Genomic DNA, 22,720 nt, shown 5'->3' on the forward strand with positions numbered 1-22,720 from the left:
CCCCCCAGTCATCAGTTACGAAGCGGCTTGCCTTTGACAAGCATATGTTGCATCCGTTGTTGTGTTTTCAGTTCACCGATCAAGCTCAAGAAGGCTTCCCGTTCGATATCGAGCATGTACTGCTCATCGACGTGTGTGCCAAACGAGACGTTCCCACCGGCAATGACGTGTGCGAGTTTGCTGGCAATTTTTAAATCGTGTTCCGAGATATAACCGCCGTAGAACATTTCACGGGTCGCGAGTTCAAGCGTCGCTTTCCCGGCGCGGCCGACGACCGGAATCTTCGCGTGGGCCGGTGCCGTATAACCGGTCCGGTCGAGCTCAAGGACCAGTTGTTTTGCATCAAACGTCAGGTGGTCACGATTCATCGAAATCTGATCGACGGTCCGGACATAACCGAGGTCCCGTGCCTCGAAAGCCGATTTCGAGACTTTCGCCATCGCGACGTTCTCAAACGTCTTCTGCGCGGCTTTTTCGATGTTGACGAGTCCGTCCGGTGTATTCTCAAGCAGACGACGATACGTGTTGACGTTCCCGCCGCCTCCCGGAATCAGACCAACACCGACTTCGACGAGTCCCATATACGTTTCAAGACCGGCCTGCAAACGGGCTGCCGGAAGTGAAATTTCCGTTCCGCCGCCGAGTGTCATCCCTTGTGGGGCAACGACGATCGGACGCGACGCGTAACGGATTTTTTGAATCGACTGCTGGAACTTGTTGATGATCCAGTCGAGTTCGAACCAGTTCTCATCTTCCGCTTCCATCAGCATCATCGCCAGGTTCGCCCCGACACAGAAGTTTTTGCCGTCGTTGGCGATGACAAGACCCCGGTGATTTTTTTCAACAAGATCAATCGACTGTTCGATCATCTGCATGATGTCGACGCCGATTGCGTTACTCTTCGACGTGAATTCAAGGACTGCGACATCATCTCCGAGATCAAGCAGACGGGCACCGTTGTTTTCAAGCAAGACGCCGTTTGATTTGCGGACGTCGCGTAAGCGGATTTCTTTCGGATTGACGGCACTGCCGACGTATTTTTGCGTCTTGGCATCGTAAAACTCGCCGTCTTCGTTATAGAAGCTCGTGACGCCGGCTGCCAGCATTTCATCGACCCAGGCCGGGACGTCATAGCCGTCCTGTTTCATCTTCGCGACCGTCTTCTCGACACCGAGTGCATCCCATGTCTCGAACGGTCCCATCTTCCAGCCGAAGCCCCATTTCATCGCTTCGTCAATCGCTTTGATGTCGTCTGCAATCTTGTGTGTCAATTGCGCCGAGTAGAGCAATGTTTTCGCATGGATCGGCCACAGTAAGGCACCGACACGGTCTTTTGCAAAGACGACAGCCTTCAGTTTATTTTTTGCGCCCGGAAGAGCTTTTGCCTGACCGATCGACGGTTCAGTAAGCGCTTTCTTTTCGACGTATTCAAAAGTCGTTAGATCGAGTTCGAGAATCTGCTTGCCGGCTTTTTTATAGAAGCCTTGACCCGACTTCGCCCCGAGTGACCCTTCGTCAACCAATCTTTTCATTTCCGCCGGTACGGCAAATGTTTCTTTTTCCGCTCCGTCCGGTAACAGGTCATAGACGTTGTTCGCGACGTGAACGAATGTGTCGATTCCGACGACATCAAGCGTCCGGAATGTCGCTGAGCTTGGACGACCGAGCAATGGTCCAGTGACGGAATCGACCTCCCCGATCGAATAGCCGCCTTTTTTCATCTCATCCATCGTGACGAGCAGACCGTATGTCCCGATCCGGTTCCCGATGAAGTTTGGTGTGTCCTTTGCGATGACGACCCCTTTACCGAGACGCTCTTCGGCAAACTGTTTCATGAACTGGACAACTTCCGGATTCGTGTCGCGTGTCGGAATCAGTTCAAGCAGCTTCAAGTAACGCGGCGGGTTAAAGAAGTGCGTGCCGAGGAACCGGGCGTTAAACGAGTCCGACCGTCCTTCTCGCATCGCTTCAATCGAAATCCCTGACGTGTTGGAACTGACGATCGCATCTTCGCGTAAAAACGGTTCGATCGTCGCAAACAACTGTTGTTTAACGTCAAGCCGTTCGACGATGACTTCAATCACCCAGTCGGCTTCTTTGAGACGGTCGAGATCGTCTTCAAGATTTCCGACTTCAATCAAATCAATCAATTGTTTTGAAGCGAGTGGTGCCGGATTTTGTTTCAGCAGCTTTTGCCGGTTGTCGCGGGCAATCCGTGAGCGGACTGCCGCATCTTCCAGCGTCAATCCTTGTTTCGTTTCCTGCGCCGTTAATTCTTTTGGTACGATATCAAGCATCAATGTCCGGATTCCCGCGTTCGCAAGGTGTGCGGCAATTCCTGCCCCCATGACCCCTGAACCGATAATGACGGCGAATTGAATATGTTTCGTCGTGTGTACTGTGGTCGGCTGACCGATTTGACTCGCCATGATAGACCCCCTGATTCGTAATTGAATGAACAACCATTCATTATTCTGACAAAAAAAGAAGCCGTCCGTTTTTCCACTGCTTCCTTCTACATCTCCATCATAAATGAATTATCATTCAGTAGCAATAAAAATTCAGCTTTTGGTCAAATTTTCCTGTTACACTGAAATCAAAAGGGGGAGTTCTCATGAAATCGACGGAACAATTATGGGATCAAAAAGCGACCGACTGGGCGGAACGATCGGAGATGATGTGGACGACAGGCAGCCGGAAAACAATCATTCCGTTTCTGAAGTCCGTCATTACGTCCGGTAGATTACTCGACTTAGGATGCGGCGACGGTACAGCCTGCCGGCTGCTCGCGGACGCATTTCAGGTGACAGGTCTTGATTTATCGGAAGAGATGATACGAATCGCCCGTGACAAATCACCGGCACTCGATTTCGTCGTCGGAACCGGTGAAGCATTACCGTTTGCGGATGATACGTTTGACGTCGTCCTTGCCGTGAATTCACTCGAGTGGTCGACGCGTCCCGTCACGGTCCTAAAAGAAATCAGCAGGGTCGCCCCGCTCGTCGTCATCAGTCTGCTTGGACCGACGGCAGCACCACGGGCATTGTCCTACCGTCGCCTGCACGGGGAAGAGGCACCGATGGGCAATACGATGATGCCGTGGGAACTCGTCCAACTGGCAGACGAACTCGGATGGACGTTGCTTGACGAAGCCGTCATTCAAAAGGAAGGTGCCGTCATGACCGGTCACCGGTTGCTCGATCAGGCCCATGCGTTTTCCTGTTTGTTTGCGTTTCGGACGCGGTAAGTGGATTGAGTGCTGAAGAACCACAAAATCATAAGTTCTAAAACAGACGTATGTCCACCCGCTTTTCTCGGGCGGGACGCAAGCTTCCTTTTCCCGTAGAAGTCGGATGGACACGTCTGTTTTTCGTTTACTGATAGCGTTGATGGATTTGAAACAGCAAGTGTTCAATCAGTTCCGGGAGCGTAGACGTCTTGTCTTGCCATTTCACCCGAAAGTACAGTGTCCGTAGCAATTGTTTTGTGTTGCGGAGCACAGTAAATCGTTCGTCGCTCCAATTCACCGGTAGATCAAGCAAGGCTCGGACTGATGTCTCAATCGTCTTAAACAAGATTTCGTCTGTCATTCCTCGTTCTCTTGCCGCTAACCAAGCTGTGATGACGCGTTCCTGTTCTTCATCGATAAAAACATAATCCGGTGTCATCAAAATCTCGATAAACTTTGCAATCACTGCTTGCTCATTTCTGATCTGACACTGAGGATGCTTGAACCAAGCGTCGTAGACATCGGCAATATGGGCAATACTATGTGCCCAACCATAGCCAGGAACAAATCCTCTAAAATCGATTTCGTTGCTTAGATATTCCAATAATTGATTAGAGATCTGTTCGTATGTCTGCTCCTCCAGTTGTGGATGCGCAGCGTCTGTTTCGAGTACTACTGCAAGAAGCAATGCTGAAAACGAACGGGTAAAGACTGCTGTATCATCAGAAGTCTTCATTTTATAAAACAAGCCGTCCGGACTGAGTACAAACGAGACAATTCGTTTAGCAGACGTCACCGTCAACTCTCCTGACATAACCCATTCCGCAAGCCGTGAAAAAATCAGTTCATCCCGAAGGACCGGATCCAAACTGCCGATATGGTACAACATCTGTTCCAGCAATTCCTTCGTAATTACTGTGTTCTCTTGTTGCAGCTGCACTTTCAACTGCTGTTCCGTTACCTCCATGACCATACCTCCTATGTAGTATATGTAGTATTTGCTTCCCGTGACTCCTATGGGGAAAAGAGCAGCGACTTGCGTCTCGCCCGAGGGAAGGACGAAATCTTTCAATCTGTTATCCAAAAAGCACAAAAAAGATGGAACCATGAAGGCCCCATCTTTCACTTCTCTATTATTCGTTATTATCCTTTAACCATTCCTTTAAGGACAAACGCCACGTTCGCCGGACGTTCTGCTAAACGGCGCATGAAGTAGCCGTACCAGTCACGACCATACGGGACGTAGACACGGACTTTATAGCCAAGCTTCACGAGCTCGAGCTGACGTTCGACGCGGATGCCGTACAGCATCTGGAATTCGAACTTGTCGTTGCCGATGCCGTTTTCTTTCGCATAACGGATGATTTGTTCAATCATCGCGTCGTCATGCGTTGCGACCGCGGCATAGTTACCGAGTGAGAGTTGCAGTTTGACGAGCTTGATGTAGTTATGGTCAACATCCTCTTTTTCTGGGAAGGCAACCGTTGCCGGCTCTTTATACGCGCCTTTGACAATCCGTAAGTTCGTCTCGAATCGTCCGACACGTTTGATGTCGTCTTCCGAACGGTACAGATACGACTGGATGACCGTTCCGATGTTATCGAAGGATTGACGCAATTCTTCAAACAATTGGATCGTTTTTTCACAACGCGGCTCGTCTTCCATATCGATTGTGACGAAGACACCGACTTCTTTCGCCCGTGTCAAAATTCGTTCCATGTTCGAGCGAATCAATTCGTCCGAGATATCAAGACCAAGTGACGTCAGTTTCAGTGAAAGTTGCGAGTCTAATTTCTCTTCCGCAATCATTTCCACTGCACGAATACATTCCTGCGTCATCATTTCCGCTTCCGCAACCGTCGAGATGAACTCACCGAGGTGATCCATCGTGACGCATAATCCCTTGGAGTTCAAATCCTGAATTGCCCGTTTTGAAGCTTCAAGTGAGTCCCCTGCCACAAAGCGCCCTGCGCCGAACTTCAGGCCGTACCGTTTTGCCAGACCATTCAATGTCTTATTTTGCGATAAGAAGATAAAACCATCCCGTAATACTCGTTCCATCACTCATTACTCCCCCTAAATAAATGCTAGGCTGTTTTACCGTGTCGGTTCACATCTCTGCATTCATATTATGACATAAAGCGCTTACATGTGCTCGTTGTTTTGTTTTTTCCGTAACATCCGTTGTGCAAAAAAACCGACGGTAAAAAATAAGAGATATAAGAAGATGGCAAAGAAAAACTGCCAGGAAAACGGATCCCGGAGACTCGCACCGATATTGTTGTAAACAAAGGCACCAGGAATGATCCCAAGGTAACTGGCGAGTGCAAACTGCCGGAATTTAATTTTCGATAAACCCGACGCGTAACTGATCGCGTCAAACGGAAACAGCGGAATCAGCCGGACGATCAAAACGACGACAAATCCATTCGTCGCAATCCGTTCGTCGAGCGCTGTTAATTTACCGGTACCGATGATTTTTTCAATCCCGCGCCGACCGAGCAGGCGGGCAATCCAAAAGCTGAGCAGGCTGCCGGTTCCGGCGCCGATGACATCGAGAATCGTCCCGACCCACGGACCATAGGTATAACCGCCAAAAACTGTCAGCAAGCTTGCCGGGAAAAAGACGAGCGGACGGATCGTATAAGCCAATATGTACAGCAACATGCCGAAAGCGCCCTGCTGGCGAATCCAGTCCGATAGTGCTTGGATATCAAACTGCTCCATCATTCCCGAAAAACGGAAATAGAGGAGCAGTCCAAGTCCAATCAGCATGTAGAGTGTAAACGGGAGCCAGTCCCGCAACTTGAGATTCTTCAAGAGATCGGTGCCGACGCCGGTGCGACGTAATAGAAAATCGATAAGAAAATCAAGACGCTGCCGGCGAGCACGAACAGATGCCAAATCGCATGATTGTAAGGCAAGCGTGCCCAGACATAAAAGATGACACCAAGTGAATAGGCGAGTCCGCCGCCCAGCAGGAGAAGGAATCCTTGTAAACCAAGCGCTTCATACATCGGTTTGATGGCGAATATACAACACCAGCCGAGAATCAGATACGAGGCGTTCGAAATCCAAACGTGTTTTCCGGTCGAATACAGTTTCCAGATGATCCCGAGTATCCCGACTCCCCAGACGATCCCGAGCAACGTCCACCCGAGCGGTCCGCGCAACGTGATCAAGGCGAACGGCGTGTAGCTCCCGGCAATCAATAAGTAGATTCCTGCATGATCAAGGATTTGTAAGACTTTATTGGCACGCGTATGCATGAGTGAATGCATCAACGTCGAGAACAGGTAGAGTAAAATCATTGTCGCACCAAAGATGCTGACGGCAGTGACGTTCCAGGCACTGCCCGACTTCGTCGCCTGCAGGATCAGTAAGACCAGGGCGACGATACTGAAGATGACACCCAGTCCGTGCGTGATGGCACTAGCCACTTCTTCTTTCAACGAGTCACCTTTCGCAAGCAACTCTTCAATCGTTTCTTTTGATTGTTCTTTGATCGTTTTCGTAATTTCTTTTTTAGAAATCAAGACGACACCTACTTTCTGGACAAACAGACTATGCTCTTGATTATACGCCCGCTTTCTACTAAATGCCTATCAAAATGTTCTGACGATTTGATGACATTATAATCAGTCTTTTCCCCGTTTACAGTAAAAAAACTCTGCATCCCGTTTGAGGAATGCAAAGTCATGGATTACCACTGTTCGATATCCGGTCGATCCTTGAACGTCGACTTTGTCCCGTGGCGTTCGTTCAAGACGACTTCGACGTCCGTAAACGAAACACCCCGATCAGCAAGCAACACCGTCAGATGATACAGCAAATCCGCTGTCTCTTCCGCGAGGGTATCGTCGCCTGCAAGAACGACTTCAAAGGCCTCTTCGCCAAACTTCTTGGCGATTTTTTCCCGCCCGGCTTTAACCAGGTAGTTCGTATAGGACGCCTCATCTTGTGACGCGATTTTTTCTTTTACCGTGCGTTCAAGTTCATGTAGCATGCGGCACCTCCACTTCTGTATAGAAACAGGTCCGGTTGCCGGTATGGCACGTCGGTCCGTTCGCTTTGACAGTGATCAACAGACTGTCCTGATCGCAGTCGATCCACATACGGCGTAGTTCAAGCGTATGTCCGCTCGTCTCGCCCTTCGTCCAAAGCCGGTTTTTCGTCCGCGAGAAAAACGTGACGAGTCCGGTCGCAAGCGTCTTGTCGTAAGCCGCCTGATCCATAAAGCCGACCATCAAAACATCGTTTGTCATCTCATCTAAAATCACGGCTGCGACAAGTCCCTTCGAAAAATTCAATTCGATCATCGGACGTCGACTCCTCTCGCCTTCAAGTAGTCTTTTGTCTCCGGCATCGTATAGGTCGCTTCGTGGAAAATCGATGCTGCCAGTGCCGCATCGGCTCCCGCTTCGAGACCTTCCGCCAAGTGTTCGAGTGTCCCGACCCCACCGGAGGCGATCAACGGCACATTGACGACTTCGCGTAAACGTTGAATCAATTCCAGATCGTAGCCGTCTTTTGTTCCGTCTGCATCCATCGACGTGACGAGCAGTTCACCGGCTCCAAGCGATACGGCTTCCTTCGCCCATTCGATCGCATCCCGTCCAACGGCTTGTGTCCCACCGTGCGAGAAGACGCCCCATGAGTCACCGGTCCGCTTGGCATCGATCGCGACGACCGTCGCCTGAACACCAAACAAGCGGCTAATGTCTTGAATCAGTTGCGGGTTCTGTAACGCCGACGAATTGAGGGAGACTTTATCGGCACCGGCACGGATCAAACGTTTCGCGTCTTCCAGTGTCTTGATGCCGCCGCCGACCGTAAATGGCATGTAGATGACTTCCGCCACCCGCTCGACGATATCGAGCATCGTGTCGCGTCCTTCCTGCGTTGCCGAGATATCAAGTAACACCAGCTCATCGGCACCTTGTTCGTAATAGTATTTCGCGACGGCGACGGGATCTCCGAGGTCACGCAGATTTTGAAACTTCACGCCTTTGACGACGCGCCCCTCCTTGACATCGAGGCAAGGAATGATCCGTTTCATCAACATACGCGAAGCACCTCTTTCAATGACAACGAACCGTCGAGCAAGGCACGGCCGATGACGGCACCGTCCATCCCGATCTCTTTTAAGCGGGCGACGTCTTCGACAGTCGTCACACCACCGGACGCAATCAGTTCAACGCCGTCCCGTTTTAAGCGGTCGAGTCCGTCGACATCCGGTCCCTGCATCATCCCATCACGGGAGATGTCCGTGTATAAAAAGGTCTTAATGCCTTTTTGAATCAAGTGTTCGATCGCCCGTTCGAGCGTCCAGTCACTCGCTTCGAGCCAGCCGCGTGTCTGGACGATGCCGTCTTTGGCATCAAGTGCCACAGCCAACTTATCGCCGGCCCGCTCAATCATCTGTTCGAGCAACGCTTCGTCTTCGAGAGCAACCGTGCCGATCAAGATCCGGTCAATCCCGGCGCCAACGTAGGCTTCGACCGTTTCAATGTTGCGGACGCCGCCGCCGGCTTCAACGAACAAACCGGTTTCTTTTTTGATGTCGGCGATCAGGCTTAAGTGAAGGGGTTCGCCGGCTTTCGCGCCATCGAGATCAATCAGGTGAATCGCTGTCGCCCCGTCTTCTTTAAAACGTCTCGCGATCGTCAATGCATCCCCGAAAAAGGTCTGCTGTTGAAAATCACCTTGTTTGAGCCGGACGGCCTGTCCGCTCATTAAATCGATTGCTGGGTAGAGTTGCATGTCGTCTCTCTCCATTCCTTAAGTAATTTCAATCCGACTTCGCCACTCTTCTCCGGGTGGAACTGCATCCCTGTCACCAGGTCCTTTTGGACGATGGCCGGGACGAGTCGTCCGTACTCGACCGAGTCGACGATCCATTCCGGATCACAGACCGCACCATACGAGTGAACGAAATAAACCGCTTCGCCGTGATTCTTCAATTGATGCCAGCCCATGTGCGGTAAGCGGACGTCACTCGGTAACTTTTCGACTGTTCCCGGTAAAATACCAAGCCCTTGTGTCTGTCCGTCTTCATCACTTGACTCAAACAACAGTTGCATGCCGAGACAAATCCCGAGGAACGGTTTTTTCTTCGCTTGTTCCTGTAAGAACTCAATCAATCCCGTCTCTTCTAACCGGGCCATTGCCGGCGCATAGGCCCCGACCCCCGGTAAAACGAGCGCTTCCGCCTGTCCAAGTAACTCCAGGTCACTTGTGACGATGACGGCTTCCCCGAGCTCTTTTAACGCCCGTTCGATGTTGGCGATATTGCCGACACCATAATCTACGATTGCGATCATTGGTCAATCAGTCCTTTCGTTGACGGAACACCGTCTCCGGTCACGGCAACAGCCTGACGTACAGCACGACCGAGCGCTTTAAACAATCCTTCAATCATGTGGTGGGTATTCGATCCGTACAGGACTTGGGCATGAATCGTCATCCGGGCACTGCGGGACAAGCCTTGGAAAAACTCTTCCGCCAGTTCCGTATCAAAATCACCGAGCTTCGGATTTTTGAATTCGGCGAGGAACACCGTATACGGACGACCGCTGAAGTCGAGGACAACCGAGGCAAGGGTCTCGTCCATCGGAACACGCGATTCGCCGTACCGTTCGATGCCGGCTTTGTCGCCTAACGCTTCCGTCAAGGCAGCTCCGAGAACGATGGCCGTATCTTCAACCGTATGGTGGGCATCGATCCAGAGATCGCCCTTCGCTTCAATCACCAGACCAATCCGGGCCTGGAAGGCAAACAAGGTCAACATGTGGTCAAAGAAGCCGACGCCCGTCTTGATTTCAACCGGTCCGCCACTCAGGTCGATCGCCACCTTGATTTCTGATTCTGAACTTACTCGTTCACTTGTCCCACGACGCATTGCAGTTCCTCCTCTACACATTTCTCTAAGATTTCCATCGCTTCCGCCGAACCGCAACTGACACGGAAGGCTCCGTCAAACAAACGGATCCGCAGTCCGGCGTTGGCACAACGTTCGGTGAAGCGTTCAGCTTCCTCGTATTCAACGTAAACAAAATTCGCAGCACTCGGAGACGTTCGGCCGAGCGGTTCGACCAGACGGGCAATCGTGTCCCGGCTCGCGAACGTCTCTTCTAAGACGAGATCCAGTTCCGGCTCGGCCATGATGGCGATTCCGACGGCAGCCGAGAGTCCGGAGACGTTATACGGCGACTTGATTGATTCAACTTCCGCGACGACCTGTTCACTGGCAATCAGGAAGCCGAGTCGCAAGGAGGCGAGACCAAACGCTTTCGACAACGTCCGGAGAATGATTGCGTTCGGATACTCGTCGAGCAGGCCGACCATTGATTGTTCGAGGGCAAAGTCGATGTAAGCTTCGTCAATCACGACATATTTTCCGCTGTCGAGCAATCGACGGACATCCGCCTCTTTCCGCAAGATCCCCGACGGATTATGCGGGTGACTGAGGAAGATGATGTTGCCTGGTGCAGCGAGCAGTCCATCGACATCGAGTGCCATCCCGTCGAGCAACGGGACTTTACTGAAGTCAGCGCGTGCCCGGTCGGCATAAAACTGATACATGACGAAATCCGGTTGCGAGGCGATGACCGGTGACTCGGGTCCGGCGTAACGGGCACAGAGATAACCAATCAGTTCGTCGGAGCCGTTCCCGGCTACAAGTTGCGTCGGGCGGACACCGGCGTAGGCGCTGTACGATGCTTTGGCTTGATCGATGACTTCGACCGGATATTCATTGATTGGAAACGTTCCGACTAATTTTTTGATGGTCTCGATTCCGACCGGACTATGGGCCGTGAATCGTTCATTTTGGTGTAATCGCATCAGTTCTCCCTCACTTCTATCGCTTGTGCGTGTGCTTCAAGTCCTTCGACCCGGGCGACCGTTTTCGCGGCATTCGCCAGTCGGGCTACCCCTTCACGTGTTGCTTCGAGCATCGTCTGGTGCCGTAAGAACGTTCGTGCCGATAAGCCGGATGCAAAACGTGCTGTCCCCGACGTCGGTAAGACGTGATTTGTTCCGGCGACATAATCGCCGAGTGTTTCCGGTGTTTCGTGCCCGAGGAAAATCATCCCGGCGTGACGGATCAACTTGACGACTTCTTGCGGGTTCGCGACGGCAAGCTCCAAGTGTTCCGCGGCCAAACGGTTGGCTTCGGCAATCGCATCATCGAGTGAAGCGACGAAGACACCGCCGTTTTCCATCGCCCGGCGTGCAATCTCCTGGCGTGGCAACTGTTGCAAACGGCGTTCGATGTTCGCATCGACGTCCGCTTTCATTGCTTCCGTCGGGACAAAGGCGATCGCGACGGCATCCCGGTCGTGTTCCGCCTGGGCGAGTAAATCAGCGGCAATCCGGTCCGGATGGGCCGTCTCATCGGCGATGACGACGACTTCCGACGGTCCGGCGACCGAGTCGATACCGACAATCCCGTAGACTTGGCGTTTTGCTTCGGCAACAAATCGGTTGCCCGGTCCGACGATTAAATCGACCGCCTGGATTGATTCTGTTCCGAACGTCAAGGCAGCGACGGCTTGCGCCCCACCGATCGTATAGATTTCCGTCACCCCGGCGATTTTTGCCGCGACCAATACTTCCGTACTGAGACCGGTGACCGGTGTCACCATGACGACCCGTTCGACGCCGGCGACCTTAGCCGGAATCGCGTTCATCAGGACAGTCGACGGATAACTGGCGGCTCCACCCGGGACATAAATCCCGACCGAGTCAACCGGAACAAACCGTTGGCGACGGGTGACGTCCGCTTCGACGAGTTCAATGTCGGACGGGAGTTCCTGTTCGTGCCACTCAACGAGTCGAGTCGCCATCAGTTTTAACGAGTCGACCAGATTCGGATCGGCTTGATCAAACGCTTCCTGGATTTTCGTTTCATCCAGGCGGAAGTCGGTTAGATCAACGCGGTCAAATTCACTTGTATAGCGACGAACGGCTGCATCGCCGTCGTTTGCCACTTGTTCCAGAATCGACCGGACGGCTTGCTCCGTCTCGCGGTCGACACTGAAGTTTTTTGTCGTTGCCATTACCGTGTCACTCCTTCTGTCAGCTGTTCGAGTAATTGAATTACTTCGACGCGTTTACGTTTCAGCGTCCATTCGCTTGTAAAGAACCGGGCATTGATATCGATGATTTTTTCGTATTCATTAAGACCGTTCGCCCGGAGTGTTTCACCGGTTTCGACGATATCGACGATTGCATCGGCGAGTCCGAGCAATGGTGCCAGCTCCACCGAGCCGTTCAGCGGCACGATATCGACGTCGACACCGAGTTCACTGAAATACCGTTTCGCGATGACCGGATATTTCGTCGCAATCCGGACGCGGCGTCCCCCTTCAAACTGTAACGATTCTTTCGCACAAACCGACATCCGGCAAATCCCGAATGGCAATTCTGCCAGTTCCGACAATTCCTGATCCGATTCGAGCAAAATGTCACTGCCGGTGATCGCGACGTCCAGCACACCTTGGGCGACGTACGGAATCAAATCCGATCCTTTCATGAAGACGAATTCGTGTTCCCCGCGCTTGACGATCAATTCCCGTTCAATCGCCCCCCATGTTTCGACGCCTGCTTCTTTTAAATACCGTTCTGTTGTTTTCGACAACCGGCCTTTCGTAATTCCAATCCGCATTTAGAGCACCTCCGCGAGTCGTTCGACGGAAAATCCGATCCCGAACGCTTGTTGTTCCTGACCAAATTGTTCGTACAGCCGGTCGTATCGTCCTCCGACCAACACCGGCTCGGTCACACCTTCGATGAAACCGTGAATCGTCACGCCGTCATAATACGTCTGCAAGCCCATCTGTCCGAAGTCGAGATCGGCATTGACGGCGTCCGCTAAATCGATGACGGCATTTAAGCGGGTTTCGTCGACATACGGTAAGATCTGTTCTGCCCCTTCCCGCCCAAACAAGAGCGGGAGTTTCGCGAGCAAGGCATCATCGAGTTCACTTGCAATTCGTTTCAGTTCGATGACGTTCCGTAACCGCAGCATCTGTGTCACTTGATCCCGCAGGTGGTGATCACCGACCCGGGTTTCAATCAAGTGTTCAATCAGTCCGGCGTCGCCAATCGACAACGTCACTTCTTTCCCCGTCAACTCTTCGACGAGTCGGACGGCAAGCTGGATCGCTTCGACTTCCGCGATGACACCGCGTTCTTCAAAACCAACCTGGAACTTCTCTTCCGGCTGGAAGACCGATCCGCTGTAAAAGACGCGTTTATATTGTTCGCGGCCCCGCTCACTGAGCGCCCGCGCGACACTTGTCGTAAAATCCATCCGAATTTGTTCCCGGCCACCGACTTCTTCAATTAAAGGGGTGATTAATCGGGTATAGTTAGATTGTTCGAGCCCATCCTCGAGTTGACGGATGACACGTTGCAGGCGTTCAGCTGATGGCCCGACGTAGTCCGTTGCCCCGTCTTTGAGTCGAATCGTAGAAAATGATTGCATATCGCCACTCCTTTATCTTGTTATCACTGTACCACGCTAAATTATTTAACGATAAGATACCTTTTTTGTGGTTCGATTGTCAATCCTTTTGCCTGTTTTCGTACTGAAAAAAACATATTGGAGGTTTTGTCATGCAATTGATTAAATGGGACGGTCACGTCCACAGCCCGTATTGTCCGCACGGAACAAAAGATCCACTTGAAGCGTATATCGAACGCGCCCTGGTACAAGGTCTCGAACGGATCAGCTTCACCGAGCACGCTCCGCTTCCGGAAGGACTCGTCGATCCGGCACCCGACAACGATTCCGGAATGTCGTTTGCGACAGCCGAACGCTACATTGAAGAACTAAAGATGTTACGCGACACATACAAAAACGATATCGACATCCGGATCGGGATGGAGTTTGATTACTGGGAGCATGACGTCGACGGCACGCGTGACATCATTGCCCGTTATGGTCCTGAGCTGACGGACGGCATCCTGTCCCTGCATTACCTTTGGATCGAGGACCGGTATTACATGGTCGACTTCAGCAAAGAAAGTTTTGGTGAGATCGTCACGGCGACGGGCAGTGTCACAGCCGCTCACGAACGCTATTACGAAGGCATCCAGGCGCTCGTCATGACGAACCTCGGTCCGCATCAACCAAAACGCCTCGGTCACCTGACCTTGCCGACAAAGTTCATCCAGGCTTATCCGCTCGAGCAGACGCCGACGAACCTGGACGAGACGATCCGGAAAATCCGGCAGGCCGACTTTACGCTTGATCTCAATACAGCAGGACTGCGGAAACCGTTATGTGGTCTTTCCTATCCTTACCCGGAACTCCTGCAACTCACGCAGTCTTTAGGCATTCCGCTCGTTTACGGATCAGATGCGCATCTCGCGAAAGACGTCGGGGCTGATTTTGATTTCAAATGGTGAACAGATAATTGTATAAAAAAGAATCGCTCGTTTTTCGATTACTCTGTCGGGAGTTACGGAAAACGGGCGATTCTTTATGTTAAACAGTAAAAAAGACCGACAAACGCATTAAACACGTCTACCGGTCTTATGATTTCTTCTATTCTAAGTTGGCATGCTTACCGTACATCGTTTTTGAATCAAGTTGTTTCGCCGCCATGATGTGAAGAATCAACGCATCATAGAAGAGCAACATCGTTTGTTCAAACAAAGATCCCATCGGCTGAACCGTTTCGTCTGCCGTGGCTGTACGCTCTTTCGGCACGCCCGGCAGCTTGACGGTTAAGTCCGCTAACTTCGCCAGCGTCGATGTCGGCTCAATCGTAACGACCGCGACGGTTCCACCGATCTGTTTCGCTTTCTCGACGATCGGGACGAGTGTTTTCGTCTCACCGGATCCTGATCCAATGATCAACAAGTCTCCTTCGCGCAAGTTCGCTGTGACCGTCTCACCGACGACGTACGCATCGAAGTTCATGTGCATCAAGCGCATGACAAACGCTTTGCCCATCAAGCCGGAGCGACCGGCTCCAGCGAGAAAGATTCGGTCTGCCTTTAGAACGGCTTCCGCGAGTTGCGTCGTCTCGACTTGATCAATCGCTTCGACCGTCGACGTCAGCTCTTGTAAAATCGTTTGAATATGTGTCATTTACGCCTCTTGCAGCATCCGACGCATCGTTGACGCTGTTCCTTGTTTGTCGTCTTGTCCGGTAATCCCGCCACCGACAATGATGAGGTCTGGGCGTGCTGCGATGACTTCCGGTAATGTCTCCATTTTGATTCCGCCAGCAACTGCTGTTTTTGCGTTTTTAACAACTGATTTGATTGTTGCGAGATCTTCGAACGAGTTTTGACCGACGGCTTGAAGATCGTAACCTGTGTGGACACAGATGTAATCAACACCGAGTTCATCAAGTTCTTTTGCACGTGTCGCGATATCTTTGACAGCAATCATATCAACCAAAATCTTCTTGCCTGATTTTTTCGCTTCTTCAACGGCACCTTGGATCGACATATCTTCCGCAGCTCCAAGAATCGTCACGATGTCAGCACCGTGTGCGACGGCTTGGCTGACTTCATAGCCGGCAGCATCCATGATTTTTAAGTCGGCGAGAACCGTTAAGTTCGGGAATGCCGCTTTCATTTCTTTAACGGCGCGGAGCCCTTCGTTGATGACGACCGGTGTCCCGATCTCAACGATATCTAAGTTTTCTTCGCCAATTTCTTTGACTAAAGCGATGGCACCTGCTGTATCGACTAAATCGATTGCTAATTGTAATTTCATCATTTATCTCTCCCATTCTTCTCTCTAATTATGGATCCTGGCACTTCCTTCTGACGTTCGTGAAGGAACATGACTAAATATAATCCTCATAGACGAACTTGGGAAGTACGCACTTTTAATTTACATAGTGCGGTTTTTCATACATAGTGCGGAAAAGTATACTGTCGATGACAAGAGGGCTATACTAAAAAAGGAGGTGGGACGATGCCACATTTTGAAGACCGGCAGTTTAATTGTGAAAAGGAATTGACCCTATCGATCATCGGGGGGAAATGGAAGATGCTGATTCTTTGGCATCTCGGTAAAGAAGGCACCAAACGCTTCGGAGAGCTGAAAAGCCTGATGCCCGGTATTACGCAACGGATGCTCGTTAATCAGTTACGGGAGTTGGAAGATCACCATATCATTCACCGTGAAGTGTATCCGGTTGTTCCGCCGAAGGTCGAATATTCGTTGACGCCACATGGCTACAGCCTGATGCCGATTTTAGACGCGATGTACGACTGGGGTAAGGATTATGCCAAAAATGTCCTCGAAGTCGAGTTCGAACAACAAAAATTATCGCAATAAAAAAGATGCTCGTCTGTCCCGTCTCAATCTGAGAGGAGGCAACCGAGCATCTTTTTTTAGACTTCTTCTGTTGTAAATATTTTCGACATCGCCAGTTCATCGACGTATTCGCCGTCAATCAATAGCGAGGCAATCCGTGTTCCTTCGATGTTGAAGCCAAACTTATGGTAAAGCTCGATCGCCCGCAAGTTATCTTTCCGAACCGTCAGTTCCAGCCGGACGAGTCCCGCTTCAAGGGCAAAGGCATCGACTGCTTCGAGCAATCCGCCACCGAGACCTTGACCGGTATAGGCATCGAGCAAGCCAATCACAAGATTCGCCCGGTGACGGATTCGACTTGGTTTGCCACCGACGACCAGTACATAGCCGACAAGTTGCTCATCGACATCGACGACGAAAATGTCCGAGTTCGCCGCCTGACCAAACCGTTCGATGAACGCTTCCGCCTGTTCCGTCGACATGCTGCGCTCTTCCGGTTCATACAACATATATTTCGTTTCCCGATCAATTCGTCGCATCAAATCCGATAAGGCTTTTCCATCCATCAAGGTGGCACGTCGTATCATAGATGTCAGCTCCTAAAATTATTTTATGTTTATAACTTCATAAATTTCTAATAGAATCATAAAGCTCGTAAATATTTTTAAATCTTTTACTTTTATCTATACACAATCCCTTTTGAACAATTTTATTCAAATGCGTATTTGAAGGACTTTTAATGATTCTATCTAAGTTAATTCTCCCGGTTAAAACAAATATAAATAGCCTAGTTAATGCATATATTTCATGCTCTATACTGTAATTTTTAAAGCCTTCAGTATGCAAAGATGGATCATTAAAATATCCTTTTACTTCAGTATCCATTCGTGTGGTATTAGATTCGGGCATTTTTAATAAACCAAAATCTGAAATTTTAAAAATAATTTCACTGTCGTACTTCTTTAATAGAATATTTTTTGGACTTATATCTCTATGAAGATGGCTTTTAGAATGTAAGTATGCAAATCCTTGAGTAATTTGATAGCAAATTCTTTTCCTTTGGTTCATGGATAATTTACTGTTATTTCGATTTATATAATTCAACAAATCATCGTCCATATACTCCATTACGTATTCTTCTTTCAAAGAATCATAACGAAAAACCTGTACAATATAAGGTGATTTATATTTTTTCATTTCTAAATATTCATTTCGAAATCTTTCTATTTCTTCCCCATTTAATTGCTTCTTAGCTCTTTTCAATGCAAAGTACTCGTCATAAAATTCATCTTTATATTTGTATACTTCCGCATAAGACCCATTGCCAATCAATTTTAGATTCATATGAGTACTGATGTCTTTTTTTATAATTGTTAAAGTGTCGTTAATTTTAAAAATAGGTATAGTATAAAAAATTTCTATTTTTTTTGTATTTGCAGGGATAGTACTTCCTCCGCTGACTGATAAAAACTCCATACATTTATAAAATATATCATTGTAACTACCATCAATTGAAAAAGCATACTCAGAATCATTTAATAATTCTTTTAATTCCATACTTTTTTGAATATTTTTTATTAATTTTCTACTTGGTTCTGCCCAAAAATGAGCTTCGTTGTCAGTCGTAGGTAATCTCTCATTTAAGAGTTCAAACAAGTTTACAAAATTACTATGCAATTTCGAAAAAATTTTTTTTAATCTGTCGTTTTCTACAGGCGAATATAAGTGAGTGATATCTTCTTCTTCTTCAATGTCTTTAAGCTCTCTACTGAAGGACTCTATGGTATTATTTAATCGATCCATTTCAACCTCCACAACAGCTTTATTTTATCTTAACCCATGCACACTCCGTGAAAAATTTTCGAACTCCTCAAGATACCAAATCTTCTGTATTTCTTTTTTGTATACATTTTGATTTTTTAATAACACAGTTATAAGGCAAGGTTCAGACTGACTATATACTTTCTCTAAAAACCATAAGTTACCTAGTCCTTTATTATGTTCTTCATCATTTTTTACTAAGTGTTTAATACCTATTCTAGTTAAGTTATCCATATTAATAGAAATCAATAAATCTAGAAGACCTTTTTTAAAATTTAGAAAATCGTCTTTACTAATTAATTCTTTATTATTCCCAAAAAAACCATTCGAAATTTTTATTTCAGAAATTTTCTTATCAAATTCTATCACATATGGTTCTCCATACTTTTCTTTCCAGTCTTTTAAAAACTCTGATTTCGAATGTACAACTTCAGACACATGAGATATAAATTCTGGATTATTAGGAAAATCATTATTATAGTCTTTGATGTTTCTTATTCTAGCAAAACCCCAAACCTCAAAATCTTGAAATATTTTGTGGCTAATCCAATCCATATCATCAAAAAGAGGATTATTTTTATTTTTTAAGGTATAGACTTTATTATCTATTTCAACCTTGAAGTTTTCTAAATCAAATTTCACACCATGATGAATTAAAAATCGATTAAAATCTGTATCATTGGAAAGTAAATATTGTAAATTATAAATATTTTCTATTGATTCAGCGTTGTCTCTAGTAGTAAAGTGAAAACTTTTTAATTTTAAATTATCTAGTTTAATCATATCCCAATCTATATTTATTTTACCTTCTATATATTCTACGTTAAATTCTTTTAACTGTTCTATTTCTTCACTTATAATATAATTCTTAAGAACCTCATTAAAATTTTCATGATTTTTTTGGAGCATCCACCACAACCCTTTAATTACTTCATTGGAATCTTGTAAATTCAATACATACTCTTCCATTTTTATACTCCTATTCTAATATGTTCTTTATAATGATAAATATATTTCCTAACAAAAAAAGTACCACACCTATTTTTTATAGGAAGTGGTACTTTGTTGAAATCCTTAAGATTTCAGGGTATGGAGACGGTGGGAGTCGAACCCACGTCCGAAGGCATCGTATACTTAAGCTTCTACGTGTGTAGTCAATTTATTGGGATCTCGTCGTCAGGCTGCCAATTGACAGGCGTCCGTCCGACCAGTCTGATTCCATCTCTTCTCTTTCCCTCCAGACGGAAGGGTCCAAGCGTAGCCTGTTTAAAGTGAGACCCTAGAAATCAGCCGACCAGGCGACGGCTGCTAGGATCCGTAGTAGCTATTAAGCTGCTGCGAGTTGTGTGTTAGTTTTGCCAGTTATGGCTGATGCGTTTTAACGAGGCCGACCCCTCGACACGCCACAGAAGACCGAACTACCCCCGTCGAATCCGTAACGTCCCCAAGATATAAAATTGGGGCTTTCCGAATACTATTATAATAGCAGAAAAGTGTTACGGGTTCAATACTTTTGCTTGTCGCGTAACGCACGGTCGATATCGCGCTTCGCATCCTTCTTCTTCAAATCATCGCGTTTGTCGAATTTCTTCTTCCCGCGGCCGAGTCCGATCAGACATTTCGCGTAACCGTTCTTGATGTAGACCTTCAGTGGCACGATCGTGTAGCCGTCGCGCGAGACGAGTCCCATCAAGTTTGCGATTTGTTTTTTGTGCAACAACAGTTTCCGCGGACGGAGCTGTTCGTGGTTGTACCGGTTTCCTTGTTCGAAGTGGGCGATGTTCGAGTTCCAGAGAATTGCTTCTCCGCCGTCGAAGCGGACGAACGCGTCGCCAATACTGATTTTTCCTTTACGGACCGATTTGATTTCCGTACCCGTCAAGACGAGACCCGCTTCGATCGTATCTTCAATCGCATAATCAAACGACGCCCGTTTGTTGTTGGCTAATACTTTTGAACTTGTACCTTTTGGCATCTCTCTTCCACCACATTTCTAAACAGAAGCGCTTATTTGCGCTTCCGTTTTTTATTCGAGACCGCTTTATGGAACGGCGGTTTATCCTTCTTGTCCTTCAGCGCGAACCCTTTTCCTTTCGACTGGTCCTTCGGCTTACTCGGACGCTTCGACTTCCCGCGACGGTCATCTTTCTTGTCGTCGCGTTTTTGTCCCGGACGGCCGCCGCTTGAACGGATCGTCTTCGACTCAAAGCGTTTTTTCTGCTGGCGTTCCGGCATGCCGACGACTGCGAAGTCGATCGTCTTCTCATCGATGTTGACACCGGTGACTTTGATCTCAACGACGTCACCGATCCGGAACTGTTGTTTCGTCCGTTCGCCCATCAATTGATAGTTCGCTTCGTCGTAACGGTAGAAGTCATCCGTCATCGCCTGGATGTGGACAAGTCCTTCAATCGTGTTTGGTAACTCGACGAACATCCCGAAGTTCGTTACGCCACTGACGACACCTTCAAACGTCTCGCCAATGTGCTGTTCCATATACTCGGCTTTCTTCAGGGCATTCGTTTCGCGTTCCGCGTCAACGGCACGACGTTCCCGTTTTGAGGCGTGATCGGCGATTTCCGGCAGGATCGCAGCGTAACGGTCCTGTGTCTTTTGCGATTTATCATTAAAGATGATGTACTCGCGCAGGAGACGGTGGACCATCAAGTCCGGATAACGGCGGATCGGCGACGTGAAGTGCGTATAGAAATCAGTCGACAGACCAAAGTGACCAATCGGTTCGACGTCATATTTCGCTTGTTGGAGCGACCGTAACATGACCGTACTGACGACGGCTTCTTCCGGTTCGCCTTCAACGGCGTTCAGGATCGATTGCAACGTCTTCGGTGCGACCGACTCGCCTTTGCGTTCAACATTGATCCCGAAGTTCGCGATGAACTTGAAGAACGTATCGAGACGTTCTGCTTTCGGCTCATCGTGAATCCGGTACATGAACGGCAGTTTTTGGTGCTGGACGTGCTCCGCGACTGTTTCGTTCGCGGCGAGCATGAACTCTTCGATCAGTTTTTCAGCAACCGACCGTTCGCGTAAGATAATTTCGCTTGTCTTGCCTTCTTCGTTGACGAGGACTTTCGCTTCCGGGAAGTCGAAGTTGATTGCACCACGGCGTGAGCGGCGTTCGCGGAGAATCGCAGCCAGTTCCGCCATCTGATCGAAGTTGGCGACGAGATCATGGTATTTTGCGACTACTTCTTCGTCTTCACGTTCGATGATTTTACGGACATCGGTATACGTCATCCGTTCCGTCGTCTTGATGACACTTTGTAAAATCTCATGATTGACGACAGCACCGTTTTGATCGATTTCCATGATGCAGCTCAGCGTCAACCGATCAACGTGCGGGTTGAGTGAACAGATCCCGTTTGACAGACGGTGCGGAATCATCGGAATCACCCGGTCAACGAGATAAACACTCGTTCCGCGTTCGCGGGCTTCTTCGTCGAGCGGTGAATCTTCCTTGACGTAATGCGAGACGTCGGCGATGTGGACACCGAGCTCGTAGTTGCCGTTGCTGAGCTTCTTGACGTGAACGGCGTCATCCAAGTCTTTTGCGTCCGCGCCGTCAATCGTGACCGTCACTTCGTTGCGCAAGTCGACTCGACCGACAAGGTCTTTCTCGTCGATTTGATCGGGAATGTTATTCGCTTCCGCAATCGCTGCGTCCGAGAAGTCGACATTGATGCCGTGCTTGTGGACGATCGACAGGATATCGACACCCGGGTCATTTTTATGACCGATGATTTGCAGGACTTTAGCAGTTCCGGCGTAACGGCCGTCCGGATACTTCGTGATCCGCGCGAGGACTTTATGGCCGTCGACAGCACCAAGCGTATCTTCGTTTGCGACGACCGGTAGGAACGTCAGCTTCGAATCATCCGGCTCGATGTAGGCGATCGACTCAATCCGTCCTTTTGGACTGACGAACGTTCCGACGAAATCAGCCGGTCCGCGTGAGAGAATCTTCAGCAGCTTGCCTTCGCGGCGGTCGCCACCGTTTGATTCGGCAAACACTTTGACGAGGACACGGTCGCCGTTATAGACGTTGCCGAGTTCCGGCGCCGGCAGGAAGATATCGCCTGCTGAACCGTCCTCCGGTGAAACGAATCCGAATCCGCGTTGGTGGACCGAGATTTTCCCGGCGACTTGCCCGATTTGTGCCAGTGTCCCGTATTTGTTCGAACGAGTCCGCGCGATGAGTGCTTCATCTTCCAGCTCATTTAATGTCCGGATCAGTTCCTTGAACTGTGCCGTATCTGTTAATTCCAGTTTTTTCGTTAATTGATCAATCGACAACGGACGTTCTTCCGCCGCGATGACCTCTAGTATTCGTTCACGTAATTCCAACGTGACACCTCCAA

Annotated in this window: 23 protein-coding genes, 1 other RNA gene and 1 pseudogene; 3 read left to right on the forward strand and 22 right to left on the reverse strand. The window is 48.9% G+C overall.

Translation table 11 applies throughout. From position 1 onward, the window contains the following. Positions 1 to 11: 11 nt before the first annotated feature. Entirely contained in the window at positions 12 to 2,429 is a 2,418-nt protein-coding gene (locus KNQ07_RS09010) for a 3-hydroxyacyl-CoA dehydrogenase/enoyl-CoA hydratase family protein (RefSeq protein WP_214766187.1), read from the reverse strand. A gap of 185 nt (positions 2,430 to 2,614) precedes the next feature. Here KNQ07_RS09010 and KNQ07_RS09015 point away from each other — a divergent pair, with 185 nt between their 5' ends. Beyond that, positions 2,615 to 3,247, forward strand: a complete 633-nt coding sequence (locus KNQ07_RS09015; RefSeq protein ID WP_214766189.1) for a class I SAM-dependent methyltransferase — start codon at positions 2,615 to 2,617, stop codon at positions 3,245 to 3,247. A 127-nt stretch (positions 3,248 to 3,374) separates the two neighbouring features. Here KNQ07_RS09015 and KNQ07_RS09020 read toward each other — a convergent pair whose 3' ends face one another. The 13 genes and pseudogenes from KNQ07_RS09020 to KNQ07_RS09085 all read right to left on the reverse strand — a co-directional run bounded on the left by KNQ07_RS09020 (position 3,375) and on the right by KNQ07_RS09085 (position 13,721). Beyond that, positions 3,375 to 4,196 carry a DUF2785 domain-containing protein gene (locus KNQ07_RS09020; protein ID WP_214766191.1) on the reverse strand — a complete coding sequence of 274 codons (822 nt, stop codon included), beginning with the start codon at positions 4,194 to 4,196 and terminating at the stop codon, positions 3,375 to 3,377. A gap of 176 nt (positions 4,197 to 4,372) precedes the next feature. Next, positions 4,373 to 5,290 carry a proline dehydrogenase family protein gene (locus KNQ07_RS09025; protein ID WP_012371222.1) on the reverse strand — a complete coding sequence of 306 codons (918 nt, stop codon included), beginning with the start codon at positions 5,288 to 5,290 and terminating at the stop codon, positions 4,373 to 4,375. Between the two features lie 84 nt (positions 5,291 to 5,374). Next, entirely contained in the window at positions 5,375 to 6,034 is a 660-nt protein-coding gene (locus KNQ07_RS09030) for a TVP38/TMEM64 family protein (RefSeq protein ID WP_251139512.1), read from the reverse strand. 11 nt (positions 6,035 to 6,045) lie between these two features. Then, positions 6,046 to 6,711 (reverse strand): PAQR family membrane homeostasis protein TrhA, encoded by a 666-nt coding sequence (trhA, locus tag KNQ07_RS09035; RefSeq protein WP_214766229.1) that lies wholly within the window; start codon positions 6,709 to 6,711, stop codon positions 6,046 to 6,048. A 221-nt stretch (positions 6,712 to 6,932) separates the two neighbouring features. After that, a pseudogene (hisIE, locus tag KNQ07_RS16405) lies at positions 6,933 to 7,548 on the reverse strand (bifunctional phosphoribosyl-AMP cyclohydrolase/phosphoribosyl-ATP diphosphatase HisIE). Beyond that, entirely contained in the window at positions 7,545 to 8,294 is a 750-nt protein-coding gene (gene hisF / locus KNQ07_RS09050) for an imidazole glycerol phosphate synthase subunit HisF (RefSeq protein WP_026827613.1), read from the reverse strand. Before hisF ends, hisIE begins: the two are co-directional and overlap by 4 nt. Then, positions 8,288 to 8,992 (reverse strand): 1-(5-phosphoribosyl)-5-[(5-phosphoribosylamino)methylideneamino]imidazole-4-carboxamide isomerase, encoded by a 705-nt coding sequence (gene hisA, locus KNQ07_RS09055; RefSeq protein ID WP_214722093.1) that lies wholly within the window; start codon positions 8,990 to 8,992, stop codon positions 8,288 to 8,290. Before hisA ends, hisF begins: the two co-directional genes overlap by 7 nt. Continuing rightward, a complete protein-coding gene (gene hisH / locus KNQ07_RS09060; protein WP_214766196.1) occupies positions 8,965 to 9,552 on the reverse strand; it encodes an imidazole glycerol phosphate synthase subunit HisH in 588 nt (195 codons plus the stop codon). The genes hisA and hisH overlap by 28 nt, the downstream gene beginning before the upstream one ends. After that, the gene (gene hisB / locus KNQ07_RS09065) at positions 9,549 to 10,130 is read right to left on the reverse strand and encodes an imidazoleglycerol-phosphate dehydratase HisB (protein ID WP_188004647.1); all 582 of its coding nucleotides are present in this window, start codon (positions 10,128 to 10,130) and stop codon (positions 9,549 to 9,551) included. The genes hisH and hisB overlap by 4 nt, the downstream gene beginning before the upstream one ends. Beyond that, positions 10,103 to 11,074 carry a pyridoxal phosphate-dependent aminotransferase gene (locus KNQ07_RS09070; RefSeq protein ID WP_214766198.1) on the reverse strand — a complete coding sequence of 324 codons (972 nt, stop codon included), beginning with the start codon at positions 11,072 to 11,074 and terminating at the stop codon, positions 10,103 to 10,105. The genes hisB and KNQ07_RS09070 overlap by 28 nt, the downstream gene beginning before the upstream one ends. Further along, the gene (gene hisD, locus KNQ07_RS09075; RefSeq protein ID WP_114595141.1) at positions 11,074 to 12,291 is read right to left on the reverse strand and encodes a histidinol dehydrogenase; all 1,218 of its coding nucleotides are present in this window, start codon (positions 12,289 to 12,291) and stop codon (positions 11,074 to 11,076) included. Before hisD ends, KNQ07_RS09070 begins: the two co-directional genes overlap by 1 nt. Continuing rightward, a complete protein-coding gene (hisG, locus tag KNQ07_RS09080) occupies positions 12,291 to 12,899 on the reverse strand; it encodes an ATP phosphoribosyltransferase (protein ID WP_214766200.1) in 609 nt (202 codons plus the stop codon). The genes hisD and hisG overlap by 1 nt, the downstream gene beginning before the upstream one ends. Beyond that, positions 12,900 to 13,721 carry an ATP phosphoribosyltransferase regulatory subunit gene (locus KNQ07_RS09085; RefSeq protein ID WP_214766202.1) on the reverse strand — a complete coding sequence of 274 codons (822 nt, stop codon included), beginning with the start codon at positions 13,719 to 13,721 and terminating at the stop codon, positions 12,900 to 12,902. Positions 13,722 to 13,852: 131 nt separating this feature from the next. On the opposite strand from KNQ07_RS09085, the gene hisJ reads away from it, so the two are divergent. Next, positions 13,853 to 14,647, forward strand: a complete 795-nt coding sequence (gene hisJ, locus KNQ07_RS09090) for a histidinol-phosphatase HisJ (protein WP_214766204.1) — start codon at positions 13,853 to 13,855, stop codon at positions 14,645 to 14,647. A 139-nt stretch (positions 14,648 to 14,786) separates the two neighbouring features. On the opposite strand, the gene hxlB is transcribed toward hisJ, so the two are convergent. Beyond that, a complete protein-coding gene (gene hxlB, locus KNQ07_RS09095; protein ID WP_214766206.1) occupies positions 14,787 to 15,335 on the reverse strand; it encodes a 6-phospho-3-hexuloisomerase in 549 nt (182 codons plus the stop codon). Beyond that, positions 15,336 to 15,971, reverse strand: coding sequence for a 3-hexulose-6-phosphate synthase (gene hxlA, locus KNQ07_RS09100; protein ID WP_026827605.1), 636 nt, complete (start codon positions 15,969 to 15,971; stop codon positions 15,336 to 15,338). Between the two features lie 204 nt (positions 15,972 to 16,175). On the opposite strand from hxlA, the gene KNQ07_RS09105 reads away from it, so the two are divergent. Further along, entirely contained in the window at positions 16,176 to 16,541 is a 366-nt protein-coding gene (locus KNQ07_RS09105) for a winged helix-turn-helix transcriptional regulator (RefSeq protein WP_012371239.1), read from the forward strand. A 56-nt stretch (positions 16,542 to 16,597) separates the two neighbouring features. Here KNQ07_RS09105 and KNQ07_RS09110 read toward each other — a convergent pair whose 3' ends face one another. The 6 genes from KNQ07_RS09110 to rnr all read right to left on the reverse strand — a co-directional run bounded on the left by KNQ07_RS09110 (position 16,598) and on the right by rnr (position 22,706). Beyond that, a complete protein-coding gene (locus KNQ07_RS09110) occupies positions 16,598 to 17,107 on the reverse strand; it encodes a GNAT family N-acetyltransferase (protein ID WP_214766208.1) in 510 nt (169 codons plus the stop codon). A gap of 37 nt (positions 17,108 to 17,144) precedes the next feature. Further along, positions 17,145 to 18,323 (reverse strand): protein kinase family protein, encoded by a 1,179-nt coding sequence (locus KNQ07_RS09115; RefSeq protein ID WP_214766209.1) that lies wholly within the window; start codon positions 18,321 to 18,323, stop codon positions 17,145 to 17,147. Between the two features lie 24 nt (positions 18,324 to 18,347). Further along, positions 18,348 to 19,310, reverse strand: coding sequence for a hypothetical protein (locus KNQ07_RS09120; protein ID WP_214766210.1), 963 nt, complete (start codon positions 19,308 to 19,310; stop codon positions 18,348 to 18,350). A 118-nt stretch (positions 19,311 to 19,428) separates the two neighbouring features. Continuing rightward, positions 19,429 to 19,787: a transfer-messenger RNA gene (gene ssrA, locus KNQ07_RS09125) on the reverse strand. Between the two features lie 58 nt (positions 19,788 to 19,845). Then, positions 19,846 to 20,316 (reverse strand): SsrA-binding protein SmpB, encoded by a 471-nt coding sequence (gene smpB / locus KNQ07_RS09130; RefSeq protein ID WP_014971147.1) that lies wholly within the window; start codon positions 20,314 to 20,316, stop codon positions 19,846 to 19,848. Positions 20,317 to 20,348: 32 nt separating this feature from the next. Continuing rightward, positions 20,349 to 22,706 (reverse strand): ribonuclease R, encoded by a 2,358-nt coding sequence (rnr, locus tag KNQ07_RS09135; RefSeq protein ID WP_214766211.1) that lies wholly within the window; start codon positions 22,704 to 22,706, stop codon positions 20,349 to 20,351. Positions 22,707 to 22,720 lie beyond the last annotated feature (14 nt).

Origin of the sequence: Exiguobacterium sp. s145 (assembly GCF_018618835.1) — a bacterium.
Classification (GTDB): domain Bacteria; phylum Bacillota; class Bacilli; order Exiguobacteriales; family Exiguobacteriaceae; genus Exiguobacterium_A; species Exiguobacterium_A artemiae.

Excerpts from the sequence above, each read along its gene's own strand:
- KNQ07_RS09010 (WP_214766187.1), bottom strand. The coding sequence starts at position 2,429 with ATGGCGAGTCAAATCGGTCAGCCGACCACAGTACACACGACGAAACAT.
- KNQ07_RS09015 (WP_214766189.1), top strand. The coding sequence starts at position 2,615 with ATGAAATCGACGGAACAATTATGGGATCAAAAAGCGACCGACTGGGCG.
- KNQ07_RS09020 (WP_214766191.1), bottom strand. The coding sequence starts at position 4,196 with ATGGAGGTAACGGAACAGCAGTTGAAAGTGCAGCTGCAACAAGAGAAC.
- KNQ07_RS09025 (WP_012371222.1), bottom strand. The coding sequence starts at position 5,290 with ATGGAACGAGTATTACGGGATGGTTTTATCTTCTTATCGCAAAATAAG.
- hisF (WP_026827613.1), bottom strand. The coding sequence starts at position 8,294 with ATGTTGATGAAACGGATCATTCCTTGCCTCGATGTCAAGGAGGGGCGC.
- hisA (WP_214722093.1), bottom strand. The coding sequence starts at position 8,992 with ATGCAACTCTACCCAGCAATCGATTTAATGAGCGGACAGGCCGTCCGG.
- hisH (WP_214766196.1), bottom strand. The coding sequence starts at position 9,552 with ATGATCGCAATCGTAGATTATGGTGTCGGCAATATCGCCAACATCGAA.
- hisB (WP_188004647.1), bottom strand. The coding sequence starts at position 10,130 with ATGCGTCGTGGGACAAGTGAACGAGTAAGTTCAGAATCAGAAATCAAG.
- KNQ07_RS09070 (WP_214766198.1), bottom strand. The coding sequence starts at position 11,074 with ATGCGATTACACCAAAATGAACGATTCACGGCCCATAGTCCGGTCGGA.
- hisD (WP_114595141.1), bottom strand. The coding sequence starts at position 12,291 with ATGGCAACGACAAAAAACTTCAGTGTCGACCGCGAGACGGAGCAAGCC.
- hisG (WP_214766200.1), bottom strand. The coding sequence starts at position 12,899 with ATGCGGATTGGAATTACGAAAGGCCGGTTGTCGAAAACAACAGAACGG.
- KNQ07_RS09085 (WP_214766202.1), bottom strand. The coding sequence starts at position 13,721 with ATGCAATCATTTTCTACGATTCGACTCAAAGACGGGGCAACGGACTAC.
- hisJ (WP_214766204.1), top strand. The coding sequence starts at position 13,853 with ATGCAATTGATTAAATGGGACGGTCACGTCCACAGCCCGTATTGTCCG.
- hxlB (WP_214766206.1), bottom strand. The coding sequence starts at position 15,335 with ATGACACATATTCAAACGATTTTACAAGAGCTGACGTCGACGGTCGAA.
- hxlA (WP_026827605.1), bottom strand. The coding sequence starts at position 15,971 with ATGAAATTACAATTAGCAATCGATTTAGTCGATACAGCAGGTGCCATC.
- KNQ07_RS09105 (WP_012371239.1), top strand. The coding sequence starts at position 16,176 with ATGCCACATTTTGAAGACCGGCAGTTTAATTGTGAAAAGGAATTGACC.
- KNQ07_RS09110 (WP_214766208.1), bottom strand. The coding sequence starts at position 17,107 with ATGATACGACGTGCCACCTTGATGGATGGAAAAGCCTTATCGGATTTG.
- KNQ07_RS09115 (WP_214766209.1), bottom strand. The coding sequence starts at position 18,323 with ATGGATCGATTAAATAATACCATAGAGTCCTTCAGTAGAGAGCTTAAA.
- KNQ07_RS09120 (WP_214766210.1), bottom strand. The coding sequence starts at position 19,310 with ATGGAAGAGTATGTATTGAATTTACAAGATTCCAATGAAGTAATTAAA.
- smpB (WP_014971147.1), bottom strand. The coding sequence starts at position 20,316 with ATGCCAAAAGGTACAAGTTCAAAAGTATTAGCCAACAACAAACGGGCG.